Source organism: Arsenophonus apicola, from assembly GCF_020268605.1.
Lineage (GTDB): Bacteria > Pseudomonadota > Gammaproteobacteria > Enterobacterales > Enterobacteriaceae > Arsenophonus > Arsenophonus apicola.
Genome location: NZ_CP084222.1, coordinates 3087642 through 3098936 on the forward strand (window position 1 = coordinate 3087642; position 11295 = coordinate 3098936).

General features: G+C 41.6%; 7 protein-coding genes and 2 pseudogenes. 6 read left to right on the forward strand and 3 right to left on the reverse strand.

Features of this window, described 5'->3' with window-relative positions; genetic code table 11:
* Window positions 1–48 precede the first annotated feature (48 nt).
* The 6 genes and pseudogenes from thiC to thiH all read left to right on the forward strand — a co-directional run bounded on the left by thiC (window position 49) and on the right by thiH (window position 5456).
* Window positions 49–1983, forward strand: a pseudogene (thiC, locus tag LDL57_RS14685) (phosphomethylpyrimidine synthase ThiC).
* Entirely contained in the window at window positions 1967–2620 is a 654-nt protein-coding gene (gene thiE / locus LDL57_RS14690; RefSeq protein WP_180558657.1) for a thiamine phosphate synthase, read from the forward strand. The pseudogene thiC and the gene thiE overlap by 17 nt, the downstream one beginning before the upstream one ends.
* Window positions 2613–3361 (forward strand): annotated as a pseudogene (locus LDL57_RS14695) (HesA/MoeB/ThiF family protein). The gene thiE and the pseudogene LDL57_RS14695 overlap by 8 nt, the downstream one beginning before the upstream one ends.
* 2 nt (window positions 3362–3363) lie before the next feature.
* A complete protein-coding gene (gene thiS / locus LDL57_RS14700) occupies window positions 3364–3564 on the forward strand; it encodes a sulfur carrier protein ThiS (protein WP_180558655.1) in 201 nt (66 codons plus the stop codon).
* 3 nt (window positions 3565–3567) lie between these two features.
* Window positions 3568–4338, forward strand: coding sequence for a thiazole synthase (locus tag LDL57_RS14705; RefSeq protein WP_225506394.1), 771 nt, complete (start codon window positions 3568–3570; stop codon window positions 4336–4338).
* Entirely contained in the window at window positions 4338–5456 is a 1119-nt protein-coding gene (gene thiH, locus LDL57_RS14710; protein WP_370520616.1) for a 2-iminoacetate synthase ThiH, read from the forward strand. The genes LDL57_RS14705 and thiH overlap by 1 nt, the downstream gene beginning before the upstream one ends.
* A gap of 144 nt (window positions 5457–5600) precedes the next feature.
* Here thiH and LDL57_RS14715 read toward each other — a convergent pair whose 3' ends face one another.
* The 3 genes from LDL57_RS14715 to rpoC all read right to left on the reverse strand — a co-directional run bounded on the left by LDL57_RS14715 (window position 5601) and on the right by rpoC (window position 11236).
* A complete protein-coding gene (locus tag LDL57_RS14715; protein ID WP_225506409.1) occupies window positions 5601–6431 on the reverse strand; it encodes a polysaccharide deacetylase family protein in 831 nt (276 codons plus the stop codon).
* Between the two features lie 102 nt (window positions 6432–6533).
* Window positions 6534–6848 (reverse strand): hypothetical protein, encoded by a 315-nt coding sequence (locus LDL57_RS14720; protein WP_225506412.1) that lies wholly within the window; start codon window positions 6846–6848, stop codon window positions 6534–6536.
* 161 nt (window positions 6849–7009) lie between these two features.
* Window positions 7010–11236: a DNA-directed RNA polymerase subunit beta' gene (rpoC, locus tag LDL57_RS14725; protein WP_180558653.1), complete on the reverse strand. Its 4227-nt coding sequence runs from the start codon at window positions 11234–11236 to the stop codon at window positions 7010–7012.
* Between the last annotated feature and the right edge of the window lie 59 nt (window positions 11237–11295).

Below are 11295 nucleotides of genomic sequence, written 5' to 3' on the forward strand. Positions count from 1 at the left end.
ATTTATCTCTTTTATGTAAACTCTTTGTAATGATTTTAGGAATTTGCTATGTCTAAGAATATTATTGCAACCAGTGATATAGGTGTTACCACAAATACCAGTTCCCCACGAAAAGTACAACGTGAAGCGACACAACGTTTTCTCGATAATCTACAAAATATCAGCTTTCCCGGCTCAAAACGGATCTACTTAACTGGTTATCACTATAATACCCAAGTTCCTATGCGTGAAATTCAACTTTCACCGACCTTGGTTGGCGGTACAAAAGATAATCCATTGTTTGAAGAGAATGAGGCAATACCGGTCTATGATACTTCAGGTGCCTATGGCGATCCTGATGTTACGGTGGATATTAAAGTGGGTTTAAAAAAATGCCGCCAACATTAGATCTTCGATCGCAATGATACTGAACCAGTTAAAAAGCCAAGCTCCTATTTTACCCAACAACGACTCGCTGATGCCGGATTGAATTATCTTCGTTTCAATCACCGGCCACAACCATTAAAAGCCAAAAGCGGAAAAAGCATCACGCAATTGCACTATGCTCGTCAAGGGATAATCACAGCTGAAATGGAATTTATTGCGATCCGCGAAAATATGGGACGGGAGCGTATCAATAGTAAAATATTAACTCAACAGCATCCAGGTCAAAGCTTTAGTGCTACTTTGCCAAATAACATTACCCCTGAATTTGTTCGACAAGAAGTTGCTGCTGGTCGTGCCATTATTCCAGCCAATATCAACCATCCTGAAGCCGAGCCAATGATTATTGGTCGAAATTTTTTGGTAAAAGTTAATGCTAATATCGGTAATTCCTCAGTCACTTCATCGATTGAAGAAGAAATTGAAAAACTAATCTGGGCGACGCATTGGGGAGCCGATACCGTAATGGATTTATCGACTGGCCGTTACATCCATGAAACGAGAGAATGGCTGTTGCGTAATAGCCCTGTTCCTATCGGTACTGTGCCCATCTACCAAGCATTGGAAAAAGTCAATGGCGTTGCAGAAAATTTGAGCTGGGAAATATTTCGCGACACCCTGCTTGAGCAAGCCGAATAAGGGGTAGATTATTTTACTATTCATGCCGGTGTCTTATTACGCTATGTGCCAATGACCGCCAATCGCTTGACTGGTATTGTCTCTCGCGGTGGCTCAATTATGGCAAAATGGTGTTTGTCCCATCATCAGGAAAACTTTTTGTATAGTCATTTCGAGGAAATTTGTGCAATCTGTGCTGCTTACGATGTATCTTTGTCCCTTGGCGATGGATTACGACCAGGCTCTTTACAAGACGCCAATGATGAAGCGCAATTTGCTGAATTATATACATTAGGCGAATTAACTAAGCTAGCCTGGCAATATGATGTTCAAGTTATGATCGAAGGACCGGGGCATATCCCAATGCAAATGATCCGCCGTAATATGACGGAAGAATTAACCCATTGTCATGAAGCGCCATTCTATACTTTAGGGCCTTTAACCACCGATATCGCACCTGGTTATGATCACTTTACCTCGGGTATCGGAGCGGCTTTAATTGGTTGGTTTGGTTGTGCCATGCTCTGTTATGTCACGCCAAAAGAACATTTAGGCTTACCTAATAAGGAAGATGTAAAACAAGGACTGATTACCTATAAAATTGCCGCCCATGCTGCTGATCTCGCTAAGGGCCATCCTGGGGCGCAAATTCGAGATAACGCCTTATCCAAAGCACGATTTGAGTTCCGCTGGCAAGATCAATTTAATCTCGCTCTCGATCCTGAAACCGCACGTGCCTACCATGATGAAACTTTGCCACAAGCAGCGGGTAAAGTGGCCCATTTTTGCTCAATGTGTGGGCCTAAATTTTGCTCAATGAAAATTTCGCAACAAGTCCGTGAACATGCTGCACAAATGGCACAAATGTCGGCAACATTTCGCACCCAGGGCAGCGAGCTATACCACAGCATGGAGACAATTTCCGATGACAAAATGGCCTGAGCACGCATTTGCATCGACAGAACAGAAACTTGGTCTGTACCCAGTCGTTGATTCTGTCGAGTGGATCAAGCGCTTGCTTAACGCCGGCGTTACCACTATTCAATTAAGGATCAAAAATCCATTAGCCAACAACCTTGAAGCAGATATTAAGCAGGCTATTATGCTAAGCCAACGATATCAAGCCCGCCTATTTATTAATGATTATTGGCAGTTAGCTATAAAACATGGTGCCTACGGTGTCCATTTAGGGCAAGAAGATATTAATTTCGCTGATCTAAATCGCCTACAAAAAGCGGGCTTGCGCTTAGGAATTTCAAGCCATAATCAACAAGAACTCGCCAGAGCAAAGCAGTTAAGACCCTCTTATATTGCATTAGGCCATATATTTCCTACTAGTACAAAATTAATGTCTTCCTCACCACAAGGATTAATTAGCCTAAAACAGCAAGTAAATGTCACACCAGATCACCCAACTATTGCTATAGGCGGTATTACTTTAGCTCGTGTTCCCGCAGTGCTTGCAACAGGCGTAGGAGGTATTGCCATGGTTAGTGCGATCACCAAATCGCCTGACTGGCCGAAAGTTGTTGCTCAGTTACTCTATCTCATTGAAGGTAAGGAAATGAGCCATGCTTGATGATGCTATTTTTATGCGCTATAGCCGCCAACTATTACTTGAAGAAATCGGTTATCAAGGTCAACAAAAATTAACAACAAGCAAAGTGCTTATTGTCGGATTGGGTGGACTTGGTTCACCGGCGGCACTTTATTTAGCTGCTGCCGGGGTCGGTGAACTCTGGTTGGCCGATAATGATAAACTACATCTTTCAAATCTACAGCGACAAATTCTTTACCATACACAAGATATTTCTCAGCCTAAAGTCACATTAGCAGCAAAACAACTTAATCAGCTCAATCCACAAACCAAAGTGAAAACTTTTGCCAAAAAACAAAACTATCATTCACTGCGAACGCTGGTTCGCGATACGGATCTGATATTGGATTGTACTGATAATATGTCAACTCGCCAGGCAATTAATGCGGCATGTGTGGTGGAAAAAAAGACACTCATTAGTGGTAGTGCGGTAGGTTTCAACGGTCAATTATTAGTTCTTGAACCTTCCTATAACCAAGGCTGCTACGCTTGTCTTTATCCTAATATGAATGAACCTTATCGTAACTGTCACAAGGCCGGAGTTTTAGGACCGGTTGTTGGCGTTATCGGCTCGCTGCAAGCCTTAGAAGCCATTAAATTATTAGTCCATTACCCTCATCGCTCAGTGGAAAACTGAAATTATTCGATGGTAAACAATATAGCTGGCATACCTTGCAACTTAGCAAAGCGAAAAGCTGTTTAGTGTGTGGAACCAGGAGATAAATATGCACATTTTGCTAAATGATCGAATGATCGAAATTAACAGTTCGATCACGATCACCCAGTTATTTGATCAGCTGAAACTTAATACGTTAGGTATTGCGCTAGCAATTAATCAGATCATTATTCCGCGTGAAGATTGGAATCATCACTATATTAACCATCAAGATAAGATCCTGTTATTCCAGGCCATTGCCGGAGGCTAAATTATGTTAAAAATTGCTGATACCATTTTTCAATCACGTTTATTTCTCGGTAGCGGAAAATTCGCAAATTCATCATTGATGATCCAGGCCATTCAAGCTTCTGGTAGTCAATTAGTCACCATGGCGATGAAACGGATTGATTTAATTAATAAAAATGATGACATTTTGCTACCATTACAAAAAATTGGCGTCAAATTATTACCGAATACTTCGGGTGCTAAAAATGCACAAGAAGCTCTATTTGCTGCCCGCTTAGCTCGTGATGCCTTAGCCACAAATTGGATAAAATTGGAGATCCACCCCGATACAAAATATTTATTACCTGATCCAATTGAGACGTTAAAAGCGGCTGAATTGTTGGTAAAAGAAGGTTTTATTGTTTTACCTTATTGTAGTGCCGATCCTGTCTTGTGCCGACATTTAGAGGAGGTAGGTTGCGCTGCGGTGATGCCTCTTGGTGCACCTATCGGTAGCAATAAAGGATTAATTACCTATGATTTTCTACAAATTATAATTGAGCAAGCCTCAATCCCTGTTGTTGTTGATGCAGGACTTGGTGCACCCAGTCATGCATTAGCCGCCTTGGAGATAGGAGCCGACGCGGTACTGGTAAATACCGCTATTGCCGTTGCTAATGATCCGGTTGCCATGGCACACGCCTTTCGTATTGCCATTGAAGCAGGTGATATAGTACAAACTGCCGGACTTGCAGCGCAACAGCAGCAAGCCGCACCCTCTAGCTCTTTAACACAATTCCTTGAGGCATTTCAATAATGGCGTCTTTTACTGAAATTTATCAGCAACTTGATTGGCATCAACTGGTAATACAAATTAACAGTAAATCACCTCAAGAGGTTGAAAAAACGATTTGCGCAGATAGACTGTCATTAAATGATTTTATGGCTCTCATTTCACCCGCAGCCTATCCTTATTTGGAAGTTATTGCTCAAAAAGCGCAGAAATTAACCCGCCAGCGTTTTGGCAATATTGTTAGCCTTTATGTACCACTCTATCTGTCTAATCTGTGTGCTAATGATTGTACTTATTGTGGTTTTTCTATGCACAACCCGATCAAACGAAAAACGCTTAACGAAACAGAGATTATTGCAGAATGCGAGGCGATACGTTCCATGGGATATAATAATTTATTGCTTGTAACTGGTGAACACCCAAGTAAAGTGGGCATGAATTATTTCCGTCAATATATACCATTAATTAGACAATATTTCAGTTCGCTATTAATGGAGGTTCAACCATTAACAATAGCGGAATATAGAGAGCTGAAAAAAATTGGCTTAGATGGTGTACTGGTATACCAGGAAACTTATCATCAACCAACTTATCAGCAACACCATTTACGTGGAAAAAAGCAAGATTTTTTTTGGCGGCTAGAAACACCCGATCGCCTTGGTCAGGCCGGTATTGATAAAATTGGTTTAGGGGCACTAATCGGATTATCCAATAATTGGCGGGTTGACTATTATCTAGTAGCAAACCATCTATTTTATCTACAAAAAAAATATTGGAAAAGCCGTTACTCTATTTCTTTCCCAAGAATACGCGCCTGTATTGGTGGTATTAAGCCTGCATCTACTATCCAGGAAGCAGAATTAGTGCAATTAATTTGCGCTTTCCGTTTATTGGCGCCCGAAGTCGAGCTTTCATTATCCACCCGTGAATCGCCTTTTTTTCGTGATAACATTATTCCACTGGTTATCAATAATCTTAGCGCTGGCTCAAGAACCCAACCTGGTGGTTATGCTAAACATCATCAAGCACTGGAGCAATTTGCTACCTATGATAACCGCAGCGCAAAAACCATCGCTAAAGTCATTATCGATGCTGGACTTCAACCTGTTTGGAAAGATTGGGACAACCATTTAGGACGTTGATAAAACACCACCTTAATTGGTGGTGACAACCCGTTTGCTCAATCAAGCTGTTAATTTTTTAATTAGTTGCTTTCAACTTACGAAATAGAATAAAACTTTGCCTATTCACGATCTAATCTATAGTGATATCTTAATAACTCGTCTTTATTGATCAACAATAATGTCTTTATTAATAATTTGTTGCTGCCCATTACCCACCATTTGCGCAAACTTTTTTATGGGATCATCGCGCAATGCATATAACCGTTTTAAGGCATAAGGATTATCACCCAGTTTCACTTTACCTTGAATAGTCGTCAATGCCAAAATCATACCCGAAGCCTCGGCCGCTTCCATTACTTGTTTATTATATGCACCAAAAGGATAGGCCAAGTAACGTTGAAAGGGATTAAACGGTGCTAATTCACGCCGGGAACGGCTAAAATCAAGTTTTACCGTACGATATGATCGACTAAAAATAATCGGTTGATTTTTATTATCTAATCTATGCATAAAATGGGAGTGAGATTGAATGTCAAAGACATCACGGCTCTCTTTCAACTCATGTCTGCTCATAAATTGTAAACCATTCGGATCCCATTTTTGATCATGAAATTTAATACGTGAGGAGATAACGAATAGCGTTGCCAACTGACCGTGAGCTTTTAAGATTGGATAAGCATAGCGATAAACAGATTTTAAACCATCATCAAAGGTTATACTGACTACCTTACCTGGTAAATTAATTTTTTTCTTTAAATAACCATCAACTTCATCCAACGTAATTGTTTGATAACCCGCATGTTTTAAGTAAGCCATTTGTGCCTTAAAGGCTGCTACTGAAGTGGTGGTTGAGGTATGACGAAATAATTTATTTTCATTATTAGGCAGTAAATGGTGATAAGTCAGAATTGGGATCCCTTTATCTAATGAAGCATCCCCACCATCAATAAAAGCTAGTCTACCGCCAAGATCAATAATAAACCAAGAGCTCATTGGTGTTGAGTTGTGCTTAACCTTCTTCGCTATCTGATTAAGCACTGGATAACGTAAATTGGCGGAGAGAAAACCAATAATCTTGCTTTTCTCATCTGCATCTTAATAGATGGCGGTTTGTTTTGTCGTCACTAAATAGTCATAAACGGGCTTATCTAATAGTTTTAAAGTATCCGTTGGAAACTGATTTTGTTTTACCTCAGAAGCTTTTTGCTGAGTAATATAACCATCACTATTACCAAAATGAAAACGGTAAAGATTATTTTTCCCCGGTTGCATGAGTAAAAGCGAATTTTTCAATAACCAACCAGCTTGCCGTATTTTTCCTCCCACGACTGCATAAATCACACTGTCTTGGTTAACTTTCATAGGTTTACTGAACTCAGCATTCGGACGCTTTTCAAACAATGGAACCATGTTGTTTTCCGCATACAGTGGAAAACTGAGAAAAAAAGAAATAAAAATACTCAATGTATATAAAGTAATAAAACGGCAGCGTATCATTAATTTAATATTCTCCATAATATAGCTATAAAAATGCCCTCATTATGAGGGCATTTTTTACAGATCAAGCTGCATTATTCATGGTCTTGATTACCAAAACCCGCATTTAGCAATTCTGCCAAATTCGCCGTTGCCTCATCAGCACTAACTTGTGATGACTCGACAGGTTCATTAACCATGTGACGGCGACGCATCCGATCTTGGTGATATGCATAACCTGTACCAGCAGGAATTAGACGACCAACAATGACGTTCTCCTTCAAACCACGAAGTTCATCACGTTTTCCAGCAACCGCAGCTTCAGTAAGCACACGGGTTGTTTCCTGGAATGACGCTGCTGAGATAAAGGACTCTGTCGCTAGAGACGCTTTGGTAATACCTAGCAGATCACGACTAAAGGTTGCCGGTACTTTACCATCTTGCTCTAATTTGCGGTTCGCTACTTTCACGCGGGCGTACTCTACTTGTTCACCTTCCAAAAATTCAGAGCTACCAGCATCAGCAATGGTCACCTTACGTAACATCTGCCGAACGATAACTTCAATATGTTTATCGTTAATTTTAACGCCTTGTAGACGATAAACTTCTTGAACTTCATTCGTGATATAACGAGCAACAGCATGCGCTCCACGCAAACGTAAAATATCATGTGGTGATTCTGGACCATCAGAAATCACATCACCACGCTCAACTCGCTCACCTTCAAAGACATTAAGCTGGCGCCATTTAGGGATCATCTCTTCGTATGCATCACCACCATCTATTGGTGTGATCACTAGGCGACGTTTACCTTTAGTTTCCTTACCAAAAGAAATAATACCGCTAATTTCAGCCAGAATAGCCGGTTCTTTTGGTCGACGCGCTTCGAATAGATCTGCAACCCGTGGTAAACCACCAGTAATATCCTTAGTACCACCAGATTCTTGTGGAATACGAGCTAAGGTATCACCAATATTAATCGCCGCACCATCATCCAATTGAACAATCGCTTTACCAGGCAAGAAATATTGCGCTGGCATATCAGTACCCGGAATTAATACATCATTGCCTTTCGCATCAACAACACGCAATGCAGGACGTAAATCTTTACTACCCGCCGTACGCTCAGCTGTATCAAGCACAACAATTGATGATAAGCCCGTTAGTTCATCGGTCTGACGTATAATAGATTGTCCATCTGCCATATCAGAGAAACGAATAATACCCGCAACTTCACTGATAACCGGCATGGTATGTGGATCCCAGTTCGCAACGGTTTCACCACCATTAACTCCGTCACCATCACCTTTATTAAGGTGTGCGCCATATGGTACTTTATAGCTTTCTTTGGTTCGACCAAATTCATCTACCACTCGTAATTCTGTATTCCGAGAAGTGATAACTAAGTGACCTTCAGAATTTTTTACAAACTTGGCATTAACCAGTTTGATATTACCTTTGTTACGTACCTGAATACTCGATTCCGCAGCAGCACGTGATGCCGCACCACCAATGTGGAACGTACGCATTGTCAACTGTGTGCCCGGCTCCCCGATTGATTGAGCAGCAATAACACCAACTGCTTCACCTTTATTGATGATATGACCACGCGCTAAATCTCGTCCATAACATTTCGCACAGACTCCAAAGTCAGTTTCACAACTTACAACAGAGCGCACTTTTACGCTATCAACCGAGTTGGCTTCCAGTTCATCACACCATTTTTCACTTAATAAGGTGTTACGTGGTATTAAAATATCAGCTGTACCCGGTACTAATATATCTTCTGCTGTGACTCGACCCAAGACACGCTCACGTAAAGGTTCTTTAACATCACCACCTTCAATAACCGGGGTCATTAAAATACCATCGTGAGTACCACAATCATCCTCAGTGACAACCAAATCTTGTGCAACATCAACTAAACGACGGGTTAGATAACCTGAGTTTGCTGTCTTCAAGGCTGTATCGGCTAGACCTTTACGTGCACCGTGTGTTGAAATGAAGTATTGCAATACGTTCAGACCTTCACGAAAGTTAGCTGTGATGGGTGTCTCAATAATTGAACCATCTGGCTTGGCCATCAAACCACGCATACCCGCTAACTGACGGATCTGTGCCGCAGAACCACGCGCACCAGAATCAGCCATCATAAAGATGCTGTTAAACGAAACTTGTTGCTCGTCTTGGCCTTCGCGGTTAACAACGGTTTCAGTGGATAAATTTTCCATCATCGCTTTTGCGACCCGCTCATTAGCCGCAGCCCAAATGTCAATAACTTTGTTATAACGTTCGCCCGCAGTAACTAAACCCGACTGGAACTGTTCTTGAATCTCAGCAACTTCAGCTTCAGCTTCAGCAATAATGCTGGCTTTCTTCTCCGGTATTACCATATCGTCAATACCAACAGAAGCCCCGGAACGCGCAGCATAAGCAAAACCGGTATACATGATCTGGTCGGCAAAGATAACCGTTGGTTTTAAACCTAAAACGCGGTAACAAGTATTAAGCATTTTAGAAATTGCTTTTTTACCCAACGGCTGATTAACCAATGAGTATGGCAGACCTTTTGGTACGATCATCCATAAGATAGCGCGACCAATGGTAGTATCAACTAACTGAGTTCCAGTCTCAACATTACCTTCACCATCACGCACTTCTTCTGTAATACGTACTTTAACGCGAGCATGTAAGGATGCTAAGCCGGCACGATAAACCCGTTCAGCTTCTTTCGGTCCAGACAATACCATGCCTTCACCTTCAGCATTTACACAATCACGTGTCATATAGTACAAACCAAGCACCACGTCTTGAGAAGGTACAATGATAGGTTCACCACTGGCTGGCGACAAAATATTATTTGTCGACATCATTAAGGCACGTGCTTCTAACTGCGCTTCTAAAGTCAGCGGGACGTGAACAGCCATCTGGTCACCGTCAAAGTCAGCGTTATAAGCAGCACACACTAAGGGGTGTAACTGAATAGCTTTACCTTCAATCAGAATAGGTTCAAATGCCTGAATGCCGAGACGATGCAGTGTTGGCGCGCGGTTTAGCATCACTGGATGTTCACGAATCACTTCATCGAGAATATCCCAGACGACCGCTTCTTCACGCTCAACCATCTTCTTAGCCGCTTTGATCGTTGTCGCTAATCCACGTAACTCCAATTTACCATAAATAAATGGCTTAAATAATTCTAATGCCATTCTCTTAGGCAAACCACATTGGTGCAAGCGAAGATAAGGGCCCACCGTGATAACGGAACGGCCTGAGTAATCAACCCGTTTACCAAGTAAGTTCTGCCGGAAACGCCCTTGTTTACCTTTGATCATATCAGCCAAAGATTTCAGCGGACGTTTATTCGAGCCGGTAATCGCACGTCCACGACGGCCATTATCCAGCAATGCGTCAACCGCTTCTTGTAGCATGCGTTTTTCATTACGTACAATGATATCAGGCGCCGCCAAATCCAATAGACGCTTTAAACGATTGTTACGATTAATAACGCGACGATATAAATCATTTAAATCAGAAGTAGCAAAGCGGCCGCCATCTAGCGGAACAAGCGGACGCAAATCCGGCGGTAATACCGGTAATACATTCAGAATCATCCACTCAGGCTTATTACCAGACTGAATAAATGCTTCTAGTAGTTTGATACGCTTAGTTAATTTCTTACGTTTAGTTTCAGAGTTAGTTGTATTTAACTCTTCACGCAAAACTTCACACTCTTGCTCTAAATCAAGATTTTTTAGCAAAGATTGGATCGCTTCCGCGCCCATTTTAGCGTCAAATTCATCACCAAACTCTTCCAAAGCATCAAGATATTGCTCTTCGGTCAAGATCTGTCCACGCTCTAAGCTTGTCATACCCCCTTCGACCACAACATAGGATTCGAAATAGAGTACTCGCTCAATATCACGCAAAGGCATATCAAGCAACAAACCAATTCGTGATGGTAATGATTTTAAGAACCAAATATGTGCTGTCGGTGAAGCCAATTCAATATGACCCATACGCTCACGACGTACTTTAGTCTGAGTGACCTCAACACCACATTTCTCACAAATCACACCTCGGTGTTTTAATCGTTTGTATTTACCACACAAACATTCATAATCTTTAACTGGCCCGAAAATACGCGCACAGAAAAGACCATCACGCTCAGGCTTGAACGTTCGGTAGTTAATCGTTTCTGGCTTTTTCACTTCACCAAATGACCATGAACGGATCATATCTGGAGAGGCCAGAGCAATTTTGATCGCATCAAACTCTTCGGTTTTAGTCTGTGCTTTCAGAAACTTTAATAAGTCTTTCACGGAATGGCTCCTGTCGGAGTTAAACCTGCGAGGAAGCGGTTTTAGCCACTTCCTCCTAA

Excerpts from the sequence above, each read along its gene's own strand:
- thiE (WP_180558657.1), top strand. The coding sequence starts at position 1,967 with ATGACAAAATGGCCTGAGCACGCATTTGCATCGACAGAACAGAAACTT.
- thiS (WP_180558655.1), top strand. The coding sequence starts at position 3,364 with ATGCACATTTTGCTAAATGATCGAATGATCGAAATTAACAGTTCGATC.
- LDL57_RS14705 (WP_225506394.1), top strand. The coding sequence starts at position 3,568 with ATGTTAAAAATTGCTGATACCATTTTTCAATCACGTTTATTTCTCGGT.
- thiH (WP_370520616.1), top strand. The coding sequence starts at position 4,338 with ATGGCGTCTTTTACTGAAATTTATCAGCAACTTGATTGGCATCAACTG.
- LDL57_RS14715 (WP_225506409.1), bottom strand. The coding sequence starts at position 6,431 with ATGAGCTCTTGGTTTATTATTGATCTTGGCGGTAGACTAGCTTTTATT.
- LDL57_RS14720 (WP_225506412.1), bottom strand. The coding sequence starts at position 6,848 with ATGGTTCCATTGTTTGAAAAGCGTCCGAATGCTGAGTTCAGTAAACCT.